At 63.3% G+C, this 16,486-nt stretch carries 17 protein-coding genes; 5 read left to right on the top strand and 12 right to left on the bottom strand.

Annotated elements, in window-relative coordinates:
- Positions 1-111 precede the first annotated feature (111 nt).
- Positions 112-333 (bottom strand): TOBE domain-containing protein, encoded by a 222-nt coding sequence (locus SR858_RS15170; protein WP_019919846.1) that lies wholly within the window; start codon positions 331-333, stop codon positions 112-114.
- An 83-nt stretch (positions 334-416) separates the two neighbouring features.
- On the bottom strand, positions 417-1,439 hold the full coding sequence (locus tag SR858_RS15165; protein WP_019919845.1) for a sulfate ABC transporter substrate-binding protein: 1,023 nt from the start codon (positions 1,437-1,439) through the stop codon (positions 417-419).
- Between the two features lie 309 nt (positions 1,440-1,748).
- On the opposite strand from SR858_RS15165, the gene SR858_RS15160 reads away from it, so the two are divergent.
- Positions 1,749-2,297, top strand: coding sequence for a GNAT family N-acetyltransferase (locus SR858_RS15160; protein WP_026636914.1), 549 nt, complete (start codon positions 1,749-1,751; stop codon positions 2,295-2,297).
- Between the two features lie 4 nt (positions 2,298-2,301).
- On the opposite strand, the gene SR858_RS15155 is transcribed toward SR858_RS15160, so the two are convergent.
- Positions 2,302-3,108: a class II glutamine amidotransferase gene (locus SR858_RS15155; RefSeq protein WP_084669771.1), complete on the bottom strand. Its 807-nt coding sequence runs from the start codon at positions 3,106-3,108 to the stop codon at positions 2,302-2,304.
- 152 nt (positions 3,109-3,260) lie between these two features.
- Between SR858_RS15155 and SR858_RS15150 the strand changes: the two genes are divergently transcribed.
- The 4 genes from SR858_RS15150 (at position 3,261) to SR858_RS15135 (ending at position 7,981) form a co-directional block, all read left to right on the top strand.
- Positions 3,261-4,118 (top strand): EAL domain-containing protein, encoded by an 858-nt coding sequence (locus tag SR858_RS15150; RefSeq protein ID WP_019919842.1) that lies wholly within the window; start codon positions 3,261-3,263, stop codon positions 4,116-4,118.
- 175 nt (positions 4,119-4,293) lie between these two features.
- Positions 4,294-5,064: a YcbK family protein gene (locus tag SR858_RS15145; protein ID WP_322533652.1), complete on the top strand. Its 771-nt coding sequence runs from the start codon at positions 4,294-4,296 to the stop codon at positions 5,062-5,064.
- 107 nt (positions 5,065-5,171) lie between these two features.
- Positions 5,172-5,597, top strand: a complete 426-nt coding sequence (locus tag SR858_RS15140; protein ID WP_019919839.1) for a hypothetical protein — start codon at positions 5,172-5,174, stop codon at positions 5,595-5,597.
- Between the two features lie 122 nt (positions 5,598-5,719).
- Positions 5,720-7,981, top strand: coding sequence for a putative bifunctional diguanylate cyclase/phosphodiesterase (locus SR858_RS15135; protein WP_019919838.1), 2,262 nt, complete (start codon positions 5,720-5,722; stop codon positions 7,979-7,981).
- On the opposite strand, the gene SR858_RS15130 is transcribed toward SR858_RS15135, so the two are convergent.
- From SR858_RS15130 to SR858_RS15090, 9 genes are all read right to left on the bottom strand, one after another.
- The gene (locus tag SR858_RS15130; RefSeq protein ID WP_026636913.1) at positions 7,941-8,978 is read right to left on the bottom strand and encodes a hypothetical protein; all 1,038 of its coding nucleotides are present in this window, start codon (positions 8,976-8,978) and stop codon (positions 7,941-7,943) included. The genes SR858_RS15135 and SR858_RS15130 overlap by 41 nt on opposite strands.
- Before the next feature lie 18 nt (positions 8,979-8,996).
- Entirely contained in the window at positions 8,997-9,893 is an 897-nt protein-coding gene (flgL, locus tag SR858_RS15125) for a flagellar hook-associated protein FlgL (RefSeq protein ID WP_019919836.1), read from the bottom strand.
- 14 nt (positions 9,894-9,907) lie between these two features.
- Positions 9,908-11,281 carry a flagellar hook-associated protein FlgK gene (gene flgK, locus SR858_RS15120; protein ID WP_019919835.1) on the bottom strand — a complete coding sequence of 458 codons (1,374 nt, stop codon included), beginning with the start codon at positions 11,279-11,281 and terminating at the stop codon, positions 9,908-9,910.
- Positions 11,282-11,370: 89 nt separating this feature from the next.
- Positions 11,371-11,841, bottom strand: a complete 471-nt coding sequence (locus tag SR858_RS15115; protein WP_019919834.1) for a rod-binding protein — start codon at positions 11,839-11,841, stop codon at positions 11,371-11,373.
- A gap of 7 nt (positions 11,842-11,848) precedes the next feature.
- Positions 11,849-12,967, bottom strand: a complete 1,119-nt coding sequence (locus SR858_RS15110) for a flagellar basal body P-ring protein FlgI (RefSeq protein WP_019919833.1) — start codon at positions 12,965-12,967, stop codon at positions 11,849-11,851.
- 13 nt (positions 12,968-12,980) lie between these two features.
- On the bottom strand, positions 12,981-13,643 hold the full coding sequence (flgH, locus tag SR858_RS15105; protein WP_019919832.1) for a flagellar basal body L-ring protein FlgH: 663 nt from the start codon (positions 13,641-13,643) through the stop codon (positions 12,981-12,983).
- Positions 13,643-14,434, bottom strand: a complete 792-nt coding sequence (gene flgG, locus SR858_RS15100) for a flagellar basal-body rod protein FlgG (protein ID WP_026636912.1) — start codon at positions 14,432-14,434, stop codon at positions 13,643-13,645. The genes flgH and flgG overlap by 1 nt, the downstream gene beginning before the upstream one ends.
- Before the next feature lie 29 nt (positions 14,435-14,463).
- Positions 14,464-15,189 (bottom strand): flagellar basal body rod protein FlgF, encoded by a 726-nt coding sequence (locus SR858_RS15095; RefSeq protein ID WP_019919830.1) that lies wholly within the window; start codon positions 15,187-15,189, stop codon positions 14,464-14,466.
- A gap of 8 nt (positions 15,190-15,197) precedes the next feature.
- Positions 15,198-16,484, bottom strand: coding sequence for a flagellar hook protein FlgE (locus SR858_RS15090; RefSeq protein WP_019919829.1), 1,287 nt, complete (start codon positions 16,482-16,484; stop codon positions 15,198-15,200).
- Between the last annotated feature and the right edge of the window lie 2 nt (positions 16,485-16,486).

The raw sequence follows: 16,486 nt of genomic DNA, 5'->3' as shown, positions 1-16,486 counted from the left end.
GTTTCTCGTCTATTGTGCGTAACTCGCGGATTCCATTATTTTAAGCATTTTAATAAAACAAAAGCCCCGGGCACGCGGCGCGGGGCTTTTAAGGGAACAGCGCAACGAGAATCAGCTGCTGATCTTGGCGATCGATACTTCCGTCGATTTCACCAGCGCGATCACTTCGCTGCCGACCTTCAGGTCGAGATCATGGATCGAGCGCGAGGTGATCACCGAGGTGACGATGCCATGCTGGGTTTCCACGTCCACCTCCGAGACCACCGGTCCGAAGATGATTTCCTTGATCTTGCCGCGGAACTGGTTACGTACATTAATTTCAGAAATGGCCATCGTGATTCCTTTGTGTGGTTGATGTCTACCCAGCCAGAGTAAGGCCGACGGTCCGTTTCGTGAACGAATGGTTCCGACTATCGTTATTTGTTCTGGTAGATCTTGTCGAACTCGCCGCCATCGTCGAAGTGTTTCTTCTGCGCTGCTTTCCAGCCGCCGAACACGTCATCGACGGTAAACAGGCTGATCTGGCGGAAGTTGGCGTTGTACTTCTTGAACGCCGCTTCCGAGCGCGGACGGAAGTAATGCTTGGCAATAATGTCTTGGCCTTGCGGCGAGTACAGGAAGTTCAGGTAGGCGGTCGCTTCCTTGCGGTAGCCTTTCTTGTCCACCACTTTATCGACCACGGCCACCGGCGACTCGGCCAGGATCGACGACGCTGGGTACACCACATCGAAGTTGTTGCCGAATTCGGCGCGGACCAGGTTCACTTCGTTTTCAAACGTCACCAGCACGTCGCCGATGCCGCGCTGGGTGAAGGTGGTGGTGGCGCCACGGCCGCCGCCGTCCAGGACTGGCACGTTCTTGAAGATGCGCGTCACCAGTTCGCGCGCCTGCACCTCGGTACCCTTGTTCTTGATCACCGAACCCCAGGCGGCCAGGTAGGTGTAGCGGCCGTTGCCCGAAGTTTTAGGGTTCGGCACAATCACTTTGACGCCCGGCTTGGCCAGGTCGTTCCAGTCCTTGATGCCTTGTGGGTTGCCCTTGCGCACCAGGTACACCATGGTCGAATAGAACGGTGCAGCGTTGTTGGGGAACTTTTTTTCCCAGCCGGCCGCCACCGTGCCGCGATCGACCAGCAGGTCGATGTCGTTGGCCTGGTTCATGGTCACAACGGCCGCTTCCATGCCGTCAGCCACCGAGCGGGCCTGCTTGGACGAGCCGCCGTGCGACTGGTTGATATCGACGGTCTCGCCGGTGGTCTTCTTGTACTCGGCCACGAACGCCGGGTTGATCTCCTTGAACAGCTCGCGCGCCACGTCATACGATGCATTCAGCAGCACGGGCGTGGCGGCGCTGGCCTGCAGTGGCAAGCCCAGGAACACTGCCGAAGTGGCCAGTAACGAAGTGACAACGAAACGGCGGGTCGCATTCTGGTAGGTCATAATGGCTTTCTTAATGAGATTTGGTAATAAGGAACACCGTCATGGTGTAAAATTTCATACAGAAAAGAAACGAATATTTCGTAATATGCTTAGAAGCCGGGTTAAAAGCCGGGGCTGTTCACTGGAAAGTGCATAACGATTTTTGAAAACATTCGTGGGCAAAAGCAGGGCGATACCCTAGGCTTTCGAGGTGGATCACGTGCACCGGGGTGCGCGTCAACCTCAATCTGCCGCTTGGTGTATAGTCGCGCTCAAGCACGGGGAAGCGCACAACGCTTCTTTTGCTATTGGAATGTTTTGTGAGCATACATGAGTCTTGAAATACCTAGCCCCCAGGTTCGCGTGGCGGTGGCGGCAGACGCGCAAGCGGCGTGCAATGTGTTGCGCCGCTCCATCGCGGAGTGCTGTGAAGTCGATCATAAAAATGACCGCGCCATCCTCGATGCCTGGCTGGGCAATAAAACCCCGCAAATGGTCGAAAGCTGGTTTGTCTCGCCCACCAATTTTTCCGTGGTGGCCGAGCTCGATGGCGCGGTGGCTGGCGTGGCCCTGCTGACCGGGGCCGGCAAGCTGGCGTTGTGCTACGTCCTGCCCGAGGCCCGTGGCCAGGGCTTGGGCAAGGCCATGCTGGCGCGGGTGGAGGAGCAGGTGCTGTGCTGGGGCGTCAAGGCGTTGCAGTTGCATAGCACGGCTACAGGCCAGGGCTTCTTTGCCAGCCGCGGTTACACCGACGCCGGCAAGGTCCGTTCGCCGTATGGCGTGGAAACAGTATTTTTCTGGAAACAGCTCGATGCATCCGGCGATGCCGGCGCCGACGCCACCAAGCGCAAACGCTTCTGCAATTGCAACTCCGCTTAGCTGCTCAGTAACTGAGCAGCAGTTCCTGGCGCCGGCACCGCACCGGCGCCGCGCCCACTTCCTCGCCCCCGACAAACAGTGTCAATTCCCCCGCTTGCAGCTTGATCCAGGTTTCGTTGGAGGTCAGCGGCTGGGTAGCGATCACGGCGATGCGGTCGTCGAGGTGGTTGTGGCGTGAAAAATCGATGCTCAGGTCGCAATCGATGAGCCTGGCCACCGAGAACGGGTATTCGCGCACCACGTAGTGCAGTTCGGTGCTGCAATGGGCAAACAGCAGCTCGCCGTTCGACAGGATGAAATTGAAGGTGCCGTGCGCGGCGATCTCGCCGGCCAGCATTGCCAGCGCCGCATATAGCACGGGGCGCGGCGGCTGGTGCTCGAACCGTAGCGCCAGGCCCGACAGCAGGTGGCAGAACGCGCGCTCGCTGTCGGTGTCGCCCAGCGGCGAATACAGGCTCGGGTTCGGTTCGAAATCGACCAGGTTGCCGTTATGGGCGAACGACCAGGTCCGGCCCCACAATTGGCGTGTAAATGGATGGCTGTTCTCCAGCGCAATGCGGCCCTGGGTGGCCTTGCGGATATGCGCCACCACGTTTTTCGCCTTGACTGGCTGCTGGCGAAATTGCAGCGCCAGCGGGGAATCGATCGAGGCCAGGTGATCGGTAACCAGCCGGCAGCCGTCTGCGGTGTGGATGGCGACACCCCAGCCATCCTTGTGTTCACCGGTGCGGCCGCCGCGCTCGGCAAAGCCGGCGAAGGAAAAATCGACGGCTGCCGGTTTGCTGCTGTTCATGGCAAGGAGCTGACACATGGCGGACCAAAATCAATAACGATGGTCCACGATAACGGCCACACTGTTGCGCCGGAAGGAATGTTTTGGCATATCCATAGCTGAAAGCATTCGTTCAGCTTTGCGGGGCGCGCGCATACGCTGTCGGTATTGTTTTGTTGTCGAGGATTACCATGTCATTTCCCATCTTGCAAAAGTACCTGACGCGCCTGTCCGGCGCGACTGGTGCGACCGGCGCCGCCGCTGTCACCTCGAGCATCTGGCTTGACCACGAGGGCAGGGCGCAGGGTCGGTTCTTCAATTGCACCATGAGCAGCGCCTTCCAGCCGATCCGCGCGGTGGCGACCGGCGAGGTGGCCGCCTACGAAGGGCTGGCGCGCAGCGTTTCGGCACAGGACAAGGGCCTGTCCCTGTGGAAGCTGCTCGACCACGCGGCCAGCGACAACGAGTCGATCGAACTCGACCGCCTGTGCCGCATGCTGCATTCGATTAATTTTTTCCGGCAAGCCGATGCCGCGCCCAATGCCGCGGCCGACCTGTACCTGAACGTGCACGACCGGCTGCTGAGTGCCGTCAGCAGCAACCACGGCCATGCCTTCCGCCGCATCCTCGATGCGCTGGAACTGCCGCTGTCGCGCGTGGTGCTGCAATTGCCGGTGGCCACGCCGCAGCAGGGCTGGCTGCTCAACTATGTCTCGGACAACTACCGCCGCAACGGCTTCCGCTTTGCGGTCAATGTCGATAGCGCAGCTGACGCGGTCGGCATACTCGACCGCTTGCGACCCGACGTCTTCAAGTTCGATACGCGGGTGCTGCACGACACCGACGGTTTGCAGGCGCTGCTGCAGCGCACCCGTGAGGCCGGTGTCAGCGTGGTGTTCAAGCGCATCGAAACCGACCAGTCGCTGCAGGCGCTGCGCGAACTGGGCGCGGCTGCCGGAGTTCCATTGCTGGGGCAGGGGTACTTGCTCGATGAACCGCGCGCCACCCTGGCCGGCGTGCAAGCGCAAGCGCAAGCGGTTGCCGCCTGAAGCGCGTTAACGGCGCCCCTAACCTTGCTGGAGACTTAGCATTCGCTTAATCCACGCTTAAGACTTGTCGATTCCTGTCCGTTGGGCGGCAAATCGACCGAAATCGATCCGTGCGCGCTTTTTTATTTCCCCCAGCATAAGTTATAGTACCCCTATCACTTTTCACGGATGTGCCATGGCTTCGCGCAGAGAGTTCTTACAGCAGGGTTTCGGGGTGACGGCAGCCAGTGTGCTGGCGTTGCCGTTGATCGGATGCGGCACCACTACCCCGCGCAATACATCGACCACCACCGCCGCTGCCAAGCCGGCCAGGCCGGTGGCACGTCCGGCCGCGCCGGCCGTGGTCACCGATTCCAAAACCGCCTCGGCCATGCCGCATGCATCGCAGCAGTCGGCGCCATCGGGCAAGCGCAGCGAGCTCGAACCGCCGCCCGACATTTTCGACGCCCAGGCGCTTGACCTGGAGTTCTGGCTGCGTCCGCGCACCATCGAAGTCTATCGCCCGGCCAGCAACGAGCGCGCCAAGCTGCTGTACTGGCGCGATGGCGAAGTCATCGACTCCGCCTACCAGGACCTGTGCCACCTGCTGCGCGACGTCAACGGCAAGGAAACCGCCAAGATCGATCCCAAGCTGTTCGAAACCCTGTGGGGCGCGCAAGCGTTCGTGCGCCGCTTCGGCATCGACACGCCGCTGGAAATCCTGTCCGGCTACCGCACCCCGGCGTCGAACAATAAATTGCGCGAAGCGGGCGTGCCGGCCGCGCGCCAGTCGCTGCACATGGTGGGCCGCGCCGCCGACATCCGCATCGTCAACCTCAACGAGGAAGTGCTGGGCGGCCTGGTGAAAAGCTTCCGCCAGGGCGGCGTCGGCTTCTATTATCGCGGCGGCCCGCGCGGCGGCTGGATCCACGCCGACACCGGCCTCAATCGCACCTGGAAGGGGTAAGCCGGCGCTGCCACCTCGGCGCCGCAGTTCGAGCGCAATCCCGGGGCCAGACGGCTGCACCGCCATCGGTTACACTGGCGTCTTGGTGACCGCACAGGAAGTTCAGATTGGATAAGCAACAGTATGATGACCGCAACGCGCGCCCGCGCTTTCGGCCGGTGCCGTGGAGTGGCCTGGAAACCCCGGCCGACGTGGAACTGTGGATCGCCGAACATAACCTGAGTTTGCAGGAACATATCGCTCCGCACGAAACCGGCTACGGCGTCTGCTTCACCCTCGACGCCGGCGGCGAAATCTACCTGCACACGACGCAGGACGGCGCCCTGATCCTCGATGTGACGCCCGAGGCCGAATGGGTGGCGCCGTTGATCATGGCCGCCGCCAACGTGGCCGAGCCGCCCCAAGGTTCGATCTGGGTGCTGCCCGACGATAAGCTGATCCAGCTGATGATAGGTCTCTCCAGCCTGATCGCCAGTTCGATCCTGGTCGTGGGCCACAATTTCGGCCGCCGCCGCATGGGCGCGGGCTGGTAATGGCGCGCTGACAACGTTCGCAGCGCGCGCGTGCCAGACGATTGGTGTTTTCTCGACATCTCTTAATGACAATGTTAGGCTAGTCTTCAGGACATTTCCCGGTAGCACTGCAAAGGGAGGGTATGGAGAACTACACCACTGATCAGCGGCGCCCGCCGCTGCTGGCCGACCAGCCGGTCGGCATGCTGCCGGGTTTTGCCGTGCTGTCCGGGGCCGAGTCGTACCATGCGGCGCTGGCCGCCATCGCCGCCGACCAGGTTGCCGAGTTGCCGCCAGCCGCTGCCGCGCAGGTCGACATCGAACAGGCGTTCGTCAACGACTTGTTCCTGCTGGCGCCGGTCGGCTATTTCGTGCTGGGCCTGGACGCCACCATCCTGCAAATGAACGTCAGTGGCGCCGACCTGCTGGGCGTGCCGCGCGTCAATCCCGAACGGCTCACCCTGCGCCATTTCGTGGCGCCACGCTTCCTCGACGACTTCGACCGCTTCGTGCGCGCCGCCTTCAACGATGCCCAGCCACAGCACTGTGACTTGCAACTGGTACGCGGCCCGGACGTCCACCAGCCGGGCGTGCCGGTCACACTGCGCGCCTGCGCCGACCGCAGCGGCCAGGCGCTGCGGGTGCAACTTGAACCGGCCGAAGGCAAGCTGGCAGCGCTGGAGCGCAGCGAGGAGCGCTTCCGCCGCATTGTCCACTGCGCCGAAGAGGGTATCTGGGAAATCGACGCCAATGCCCGCACCAGCTTTGTCAATCCCAAGATGGCGCAACTGCTCGGCTACACCATCGAAGACATGCTCGACCGGCCGCTCGTCGCTTTCATGGACGATGAAGGCCGCGCCATCCTCGAGCACAATATCGCCAGCCGCCAGCACCGGGGGGCCGAGGCCGAGCGCCACGAATTCAAGTTCCTGCGCCGCGATGGCAGCGAGCTGTGGGTGACGCTGGCCACCAACCCGATATTTGATGCCGGCGGCGCCTACCTCGGCGCGCTGGCGCTGGTGTCCGACATCACCGACAGCCGCGCTTCTGCCGAACTGATCTGGCAGCAGGCCAATTTCGATACGCTGACCGCGCTACCCAACCGCCACATGTTCCAGGACCGGCTGGGGCAGGAAGTCAAAAAGGCGCGCCGCGAAGGCACGTTGCTGGCGCTGCTGTTCATCGACCTCGACGGTTTCAAGCAGGTCAACGATACGCTCGGCCACGGCCAGGGGGATGCGCTGCTGGTCGAGGCGGCGCGCCGCATCGTCGGCTGCGTGCGCGCCACCGATACCGTGGCGCGCCTGGGCGGCGACGAGTTTACCGTGATCCTCACCGGGCTCGAAAGCATGAACGGCGTCGAGCGCATCGCCCAGTCCATTGTCAGCCGCCTGCAGGCGCCATTCGCGCTGCAGGCCGCCAACCCGGTGGTGTCGGCCAGCATCGGCATCTCGGTGTTCCCGGCCGACGCGGTCTCGCCCGAGGACCTGGTGCGCAATGCCGACCAGGCCATGTACGCGGCCAAGCAGAACCGCCGTTGCCGCTACAGCTATTTCACCGCCGACCTGCAACAGGCGGCGCAGGCGCGCCAGCAGGTCACGCTCGACCTGCGCGCGGCCCTGGCCCACGACCAGCTGGAACTGCACTATCAGCCGATCGTCAACCTGCGCACCGGCGGTATCGAGCGCGCCGAGGCGCTGCTGCGCTGGCGCCATCCGCAGCGCGGCCTGCTGGCGCCCGGCGATTTTTTACCGTTTGCGGAGTCGGGCGGGCTGATGATGGAAATCGGCGACTGGGTGTTCCGCCAGGCGGCGCGCCAGGCGCGCCAATGGCAGGACGAGATCGGTGCCGGTTTCCAGGTCGGCATCAACCAGTCGTCGGCGCAGTTTCGCGGCGACGCGGCGTTGTATGCGGGCTGGCTCGGTTACGCGGCCGAGCTGGGCCTGGCGCCGCGCAGCCTGGTGATCGAAATCACCGAGCGGGTGCTATTGGACAAGGCGACCCAGGTGGCGGACCGCTTGCGCGAATTGCGCGAGATGGGCGTGCAGGTGGCGCTCGACAATTTCGGCACCGGCTATTCGTCGCTGGCGCATCTCAAGCATTTCGGCATCGACTTGCTCAAGCTCGACCACAGCTTCATCCAGCACCTGGCCAGCGACAGCGGCGACCTGGCCATGTGCGAGGCGCTGATCCTGATGGCCCATCGGCTGGGCCTGCGGGTGGTGGCGGAAGGGGTGGAGACGGCAGCGCAGCGCCATTTGCTGGAACTGGCCGGCTGCGATTTTGCCCAGGGCTATGTGTATGCGCAGCCAATGGCGGCGCCGGAATTGACCGCGCTGGCGCAGCGCGGTCTGCGGCACGAGCTCAGCGCAGGCGCAGCAGCGATACCACGCGTTCCCGGCTAATGCCCGACAATGCCGAGGTGATCGACAGCATCGACTGGTAGCCGGGCTGCTTGGCGGTATCGACGAAATTGTCCGCCACTTGCTCCATGCCCTCGGTGGAGGTCTCGGCCGTTGTGCTCTGTACCCGCGTATTGGCCTCGGCCAGCGCCGAGCGTACCGAGCTGATCGATTTTTCCACGTGGGCCAGCGCTTGCACCACTTGCTGCAAGGTCGTGCGCAAGCCTTCCGCGTCGGAGGTTTGCCAGGACTCGGGATTGAGCGCGGCCGCCTCCGGCTCGGCCCGCAGGCGATTGAGCTGGCCGGCGGGGAAGCGCTGGCCATTGCCCTGCACGGCCAGGCTGTCGCGGATGCCCGCGAACTGGTTCTCCGGCGCGGAAAATTCAAGCTGGCCGTCATCGTTGAGCTTGACGCGCACGCCAGCCGGCGCCAGCGCATCGTCGAAGCGCTGGGCAATTTGCTGGTCGGACATGCCAGGCTCCAGCACAACCGAGCTCAGGTTCTGGCCGCCCAGCGACAGCGCCAATACTTCGCGGCCGCCCTGGCGCAAGTTGGCCACGTTCATGCCGCGCACGGTGAAGCGGGTCCTGGTGTTTTCGTTGCTGAAATTGAGCTGGGCGTCGAGCGTGCCGCCCGAGGCGGCCGTGCGGCTGCGCCAGGTATTGCTGAACTGGCGTACGCTGTTTTCCAGGTTGCCGTCGGCGCGCTGGCGATTGGCCAGGCGGGCGCTGAGGTCGGCTTTCAGGCTGCGCAGCTGGCCGGCGCTCTGCTCGAGAAAGTCGAGCGCCTGCTGGGCGCCGGAAATATCGCGCTGGAGCGGCTGGTCCCAGTTGTTGAGGCCGCGCCGCAGCGGCGCTGCCGTACTGGCGGGAGGTGTGACCGGCGTGGCGGTGACCGCGTTCTGGCCGTGCTGGCCTAGGGCGGTGCCATCCACCGCGCTGGTATTGCCACCATTGCCGGTGACAATCACGGAAGGGGACGATGGTGACGGAATTTGCATGATATGGACGCTCGGCGCTTAGATGAGGCTGAACAGGGACATGCCGCTGACCTTGGAATAGGCCTTGTACGACGCTTCCACCGCCAGGCTGTAGCCGGCCAGTTCGGTGGCGGCGACAGCGTAGTCGAGCTTGCTCAGGTCGCCGATGGCGATCGCATTCGACAGGCTGACATTGGCATGGTTGTCATCGAGCGTTTGCAGGATGTTCTGGGCGCCGCCAAGTTGCGCGATCTTGCCTGACACCAGGCTGAGCCCGGCCGAGGTGCTGGCCATGGCGTCGCCAACGATGGCTCGCAGCGCAGGGGAATTCGGCTGCACGGCGGGATCGGACAGGGCGGTGATCGCCGCGGTCAGCTTGTCGAGCATGTCTTCCATGCCCTTGAGGTTGACGTTGGTGGTCTGGGTAACGCCGTTGCCCACCACCGTCGATTGATTCTTTTCGTTGCCTTGATACACATAGCTGCCTGCCACCACGGCGATCGGCGCCTGGTCCACCGCAGTGCCGGAGAACACGTAGCGGCCTTCGGCGTCGCGCTGGTTGGCGGTGTTGACCAGGCTGTCGCGCAGCGAGGTCAGGCTCGTCACCATGGCATTGAGGTCGGACGGCACGTTGCTGCCGTCGGCCGCCCACACCAGCAGGTCGCTGACGTCGGTGATGTCGCGCGTCATGCTCGAGAGGTAGGATTCGTTGCTCGACATGCGGATCTGCACCGAGGCGATATTGGAGCGGTACTGCGTGACCAGGGCCTGCTCGCGCGTCAGGCGCGAGATCTGGACGTTGCCGACCGGATCATCGGAGGGGACCAGGATGCGGTTGCCGGTCGCCATTTGCTCATTGATCTTGCTGAGCCAGGTCTGGTTTTCACCGAGGCCGCGCAACATGGTGGATTGGTATTGGCTACTGGCGATACGCATCGCGCTTCCCCTAATTAGTTAAACATTTGCAAGGTGGCGTCGAACAGGTTGTTCGCGACGGAAATCACCTTCATATTCGCCTGGTACATGTTCTGGAACTCGATCAGGCTGATGCCTTCCTCGTCCACGTTGACTGCGCTGGTCGATTTCCAGTCATCTTCGGCCTGTTGACGGACCGTGGTGGCAGTCTTGAGCTGGGCCTGGTTTTGCTGGCTTTCGATGGCAAGCTTGCCGACCAGCTGGGTGTCGGCGTCGCCAAGCAGTACCGTACCCACCGAGGCTACCGTGATCGGTTTGCCGCGAATGGCGATCAGCGCCTGCAAATTGCTGTTGTCGCCTGCAGGCTGGCCGCGTTCGGCGAAAGCCAGGTCGGCGGTGGTAAAACCTTCGCTGACCTTCAACAGGCCGGTGGTGCTGGTCGGGTCGAACGCGAACATGGCGATGCCAGGGGCGCCATCGGTCTTGTCGCCGCTTTCGAGCTGGGTATTGAACATGCTGCTGAACTGCTGGGCAATGTCGGAAATCGATTGTTGCAGCGGCGCCAGGGTGTTGGTACGGAAGTTGGCCAGGCCGCCCAGTTTGCCGCCGATCTTGCTGTCGTCGAGCACGAACCTGGTGCCGGCAAAGCTGAGATTGAGGGTTTGTTCGCCGCCCGCGCTGCTGTAGCTGAGGTTGGCTGCGACGTCGGCCGCGACCAGTGGCTGGCCACTCTTGAGCGACACGCTGGCACTGCCGTCCGGATCGTACACGACTTCCACGCCTACCTGGGACGACACTTCGTCGATCAGCAACTCGCGCTGGTCGATCAAGGCCGAGGTGTTGGTGCCGTTGGCGCCCACTTGCTGGATCTTGGAGTTGAGCGCGGCGATACTGGCCAGTGAATCGTTGAGTGAGGGCAAGATAGCACTGCTTTGCTGTTGCGTCGACAGCTTCTGGTTGGCAGCCAGGTTGTAAATGCTGTTGATCTGCTTGGACAGCGCATCACCCGAGCTGATCACCTGCTGGCGCAGCGGCGTCGAGGTGGGATCGACGGCCGCCGCGTTGAGCGCCTTGAAGAAATTATCGAAGCCATAGCTGATGCTCGACGTCGGATCGTTCATGACTTTTTCGAGCTGCGTCAGGTAAGGCTGGGTTTGGGCGCGCTGGCCCAGCTCCGAGTTGGAGCGCCACATCTGTTGCGACTTGTAGGAATCGGAAAAACGCAGCAACGCGCCGACCGTCACGCCATTGCCCGGCGAATTACGGCTGAAATCGGCGACATTCGATTGCAGCAGCACGCCCTGGCGCGTGTAACCCTTGGTTTGCGAGTTGGCCAGATTCTGGCTGACCGTGGCGATGGCGGCCTGGGCCGCCAGGGCGCCCGACAATGCGTTGTACGTTATGCTCATGTTTGCAAGGGTCTTTCCTGGTGAACGCGAAGGACCGCAGCTTGCATTGCGCGAGTGATGCCGGTCCGTTACTTGTAGAAGGCGACGGCTTAGCGGGAAAGATTAAGCGCTGGCGAAGAATTTTGCGCTTCGGAAATTATTCTGTCGTTGGCGGGCACGGCTTTCTCCGCGCCCCCGGCCGATGCCGGTACCGGGGCTGACGGCTGCGGCAACAACTGGCGCAGGATGGCGTCGGCCACGCCGAAGGCGCGGCGCCCGGCGATCTGGTCGGCCACCAGGTTGTCGGCCATGTCCAGCATGTCCTGGTTGACCTTGTTGTTCATGGCGCTGTCCTCGTCGGCCAGCACGCGCACGCCGGAGCGCATCTGGTGCAGCATGTGGCCGATGAAAAAACTCTCGAACTTGACCGCCGCCTCGGTGGCCTTGGCGCGATACGCCGGATCGACGGTGTCGGCGGGCTGCCCGGGCTGGCTGACAGCGGGCGCCACCACCACGTCCGGCAACTTGCCGGGGATGCCCGGAATCAGGCGCGACGGATCGAAGGGGGGAGGAAAACTCATGATGTCCTTAGATGACGACCAGTTCGCCTTCGATGGCGCCGGCCTGGTCCAATGCTTGCAGGATCGCCATGATATCGTCGGGCGTGGCGCCCAGGCTGTTGACCACGTCGATGATCGCTTGCAGCTTGGCGCCGGCCGGCCAGTTGAACATCTGGCGTGCGCCCTGTTCCGCACTCACCTGCGACTGCGGCGTGGCCACCGTGTTGCCGCCGGCCAGCGCGTTCGGCTGGCTGACCTTGGTGCTTTCCGAGATCACGACTTTCAGCGAACCGTGGGTGACGGCGGCTGCCCGCACACGCAGGCCTTCGGCAATCACGACGGTGCCGGTGCGCGAGTTGAACACCACTTTTGGCGATTCCTTGCCCACGTCGATCGACAACCCTTCGAGCTTGGCCATGAAGGCGATGCGCTGGGTGGGGTTCGACGGCGCCTGCACCTCGACCGAGGTGGCGTCGCTGGCGGTGGCAATGTCGCCGAAGCGCTTGTTGATCGAATCGACGATATTGATGGCGGTCTGGAAGTGCGGATGGCGCAGCGACAGGCGCACGCTCGGGGTGCTGGCGAAATCGGTCGGGATCGCGCGCTCGATGGCGGCGCCGTTGGGAATCCGGCCCGAGGTCGGCGTATTTACCGTCACCGACGAACCGCTCTTGCCCTGCGCCGAGAAGCCGCCAACCACGACGTTGCCCTGGGCCAGCGCATACACTTCGTTGTCGGCCGCGCGCAAAGGCGTCAGCAGCAGGGCGCCGCCGCGCAAACTTTTCGCGTCACCCAGCGAACTGACCACCACGTCGATCGCCTGGCCCTTGCGGTAACCGGGCGGCAGCACCGCCGAGACCATCACGGTGGCGACGTTTTTTGATTTGGCATCGGTTCCGTCCGGCACCTTGACGCCGAACTGCTTGAGCATATTGATCACCGACTGGCTGGCGAACTTGACCTGGGTCGAGTCGCCGCTGCCGTTCAGGCCCACCACCAGGCCGTAGCCCACCAGCGGGTTGTCGCGGATGCCTTCGACCGAGACCAGGTTGCGCAGCACCTGCGCCGCCTGTGCGGGCAGGGTGGCAAAAGTCAGGCACAGGGCCAGGGGCAGGGCGATGAAGCGGGACAGCGTGCGGAAGTTCATGATGTTCTCAGCCTCAGAAAGGCATGTACGGGCCGTTGAAAAAGCGCGATAACCATCCCGCCGATTGCGTATCGGCCAGCGTGCCCTGGGCTGAATAGGCGATGCGGGCGTTGGCGATGCGCAGCGACGAGACCTGGTTGTCGGCGTCGATGTCGGCCGCGCGCAAGTAGCCACGCAGGCGCACGAATTCTTCGCCCTGGTTCAGGGTCAACACTTTTTCGCCCGATACGCGCAGCAAGCCGGTCGGCAATACTTCCTGCACGACCACGGTAATCGCCCCGGTCAAGGCGTTCTGCTGGGTGCTGGTGGCGTCGCCGGTAAACGAATTGTCGGCGCCGACGCCGATGCTGGCTTTCGGGAACACCTTGCCCAGCAAGCTCGGGGCCGCCACATTGTTCGACGATTCCTTGGAATAACTGGTGCCTGCCCGTTTGCTCGCTTGCGTGGTTTCCTGCAACATCACGGTCACCACGTCGCCGACGCGGAAGGCGCGGCTGTCGGAGGTCAGCGACATGCCCATGTCGGGGCTGTAGACGCCGCCGCCGGACACGCGCGGCATGGTCGAACGCACCAGCGGCGGCGGTTCGTCCATCGGACCGGGGCGGACCGCCGGCGGTTCCAGGCTGGCGCAACCGGTCAAGGCGGCCAGGACCAGCAAGGGCAGTGCGGCTTTCATCAGCGTGCTGCCGAAGCCAGGTATTGCAACATATTGTCGGCGGCCGACAGCACCTTGGTGTTCATTTCGTAGGTGCGCTGGGCGGCGATCATGTCCACCATTTCTTCCACGACCTGCACGTTCGAGCCTTCCAGCGTGCCTTGCTTGATCTTGCCCCACTGCGCCGTACCGGGCGCACCTTCGGTCGGGGTGCCGCTCGATGCGGTTTCCGCGTACAGGTTTTCGCCCAGGGCCATCAGGCCGGTGGGGTTGATGAAGCTGGTCAGCGTCAGTTGGCCGAGCTGGCTCGGGGTGGCGGTGCCGGCGATCGTGGCCGAGACGGTGCCGTTTTCACCGATGGTGATCGCGGTGGCGTTGTCCGGCACGGTAATTTGCGGAATCAACGGCAGGCCGTGGGCGTTGACCAGGATGCCGTTGGCGTCGATCTGCAACTGGCCGGCACGGGTGTACGCGGTTTCGCCGCTGGGCTGGCGCACGGCCAGGAAGCCGTTGCCATTGACGGCCACGTCGAGCTCGCGGCCGGTGGTTTGCAGGCTGCCGCTGGTAAATACTTTCTGGGTGCCGACCATGTGTACGCCGTTACCGAGCTGAACGCCCGATGGCGCCAGGGTGTTATTGTCGGCCACTTGCGCGCCCGGCTGCTGGCCGACCGTGTAAAACAGGTCTTCGAACACCACGCGATCGCGCTTGAAACCGATGGTGTTGGCGTTGGCCAGGTTGTTGGCGATGGTTTGCAGTTTCTGGTCCTGCGCTTGCACGCCGGTCTTGCTGATCCACATTGCTGGATTCATGGTTTCTCCTAAATACTGTTGGGATCAGCTTAGCCGCTGATCAGGCGATTGCCGGTTTCGGCCATGGTGTCGGTGGACTTGAACAACTTCATCTGGACTTCGAAGGTGCGGTTCAGGCTCATGGTGGCGACCATTTCTTCCACCGCCGAGACGTTGCTGCCTTCCAGGTGACCGGATTGCAATACCACGGTCGGATCGGTCGCCAGCGGCACGCCGTCGCGCGCGATCAGCAGGCCGGACTCGTTCTTGGTCAGCTCCGAGCCTTCGGCCTTCACCAGGCGCAGCTTGTCCACGGTTTGCATGGTGGTGGTGCCCGGGTTCTGGATCGAAATGGTGCCATCGGTGCCGATGTCGATCTTGCTGTACTCGGGCAGCGTGATGGGGCCGCCTTCGCCCAGCACTACGTTACCGTTGATGCGCAGGGTGCCGGTTTCATCGAGCACCATGGCGCCGGCGCGGGTATAGGCTTCGCCGGTCGGTCCCTCGACCGTCAGGAAACCGGCGCCCGAGATCGCCACGTCGAGCTCGCGGCCGGTGGCCTTGAGCGTGCCCTGCCGGGTATTGACCGAGTTGGCCTGCAACTGCGCCATGTGGCGGTCGTCGTAGCCGTAACCCTGCACGGACTGCGAGGTGGACATTTCCATGTCGGCCCGGAAGCCCACGGTATCGGCATTGGCCAGGTTGTTGGCGCGTACCTGCTGGCCGCGCAGGGCCCGCTCGGCCCCGCTCATGGCGGTGAAGATCAACGAATCCATGCGTTACCTTAGATCGCCTGCATCAGCGATTGCATCATCGTGCTCTCGGTCTGGATGACTTTCGAGTTGGCCTGGTAGTTGCGTTGCGACGTCATCAGGCCCACCAGTTCGGACGTGATGTCGACGTTCGACTGTTCCAGCGACGAGCTGGTGATGGTGCCGCCCGTGCCGGTGCCCGGTGCGTTGACCAGCGGACGGCCCGATTCCAGCGACTCGGTCCAGCTGGTGCCGCTGATCGTGGTCAGCGCGCCTTCGTTGACGAAGGTGGCCAGCGCCAGTTTGCCCACGGTCTGTTTCTGGCCGTTGGAGTAGGTGGCGATCAGCGAACCGTCGTTACCCAGCGCCAGGCTGGTATAGGTGCCCGAGGCATAGCCTTCGGCATTGTTGGCGGACGTGGTCGCTTCGCCGGAGTTGCCGGTGCTGCCGTCGTAATCGATGGTCAGCTTGGTCAGGTTGGCGCCGTTGGCCAGCGTGATGCCGGTCAGGTCGATCGTGGTCGTGCTGGCGATGGCGCCGGTGACGGGGTCGGCGGGCTGGCCGTTGACGTCATTGAGGGAGCCGGTAGCTGTGTCGAATTTCAGGACGGTCGGCGTTTTGTCTGGCAACTCGGCGCCGTCGAGCAGGTAGCGGACGTTGACCGTGTTCGGCGATGCCGCGTCGCGGGCGAAGTACTGGGTCAGCGTGTGCTTGCCGCCCAGGGTATCGTAGATGACCGTCGCTTTCGACATGTTGAAGGTGCTCGGGTCAGGCGGGTTCTGTGGCGTGATCGCGACTGTACCCGTGACCGGCACCGTGCCCCAGGCGGCCGGGGTGGTCCAGTCGGCCGACATATTGCCGACATACGTCATCTTGCCCGAGGCCACGGCCGGGATCGCGCCGGTCTGGATCGGCAAGTCGCCCACGGCGCCCATCGCCGACGTCAGGGGATTGATCGGGTAGCCTTGCACGCGGTTGCCCTGGGTATCGACCAGGTAGCCATCCTTGGACGTTTCGAAAATGCCCACGCGCGAGTACTGCGGCACGTCGGAATTGGCTGCCTTGGCGATGAAGAAGCCGCCGCCGTTGATGGCCGCGTCCAGCGAGCGGCCAGTGCTCAGCACGCCGCCCGGTTTGCTGATGTTCTGGGTGACCGAACCGATGGTGACACCGGTCTGCAGTTCGCCGGACACCAGCGACGAGAAGTTCGCGCCCTGGGCCTTGTAGCCATAGGTGCCGGCATTGGCGATGTTCTGGCTGGTGCTGTTGAGGGCCTCGTTGATGGCCTGGATGCCAGACAATGCGATATCGAAACTCATGA

Origin of the sequence: Duganella zoogloeoides (assembly GCF_034479515.1) — a bacterium.
GTDB lineage: Bacteria > Pseudomonadota > Gammaproteobacteria > Burkholderiales > Burkholderiaceae_D > Rugamonas > Rugamonas zoogloeoides.
Note: the sequence above shows the minus strand (reverse complement) of the source record. Positions and strands in the feature narration are given on the sequence as shown.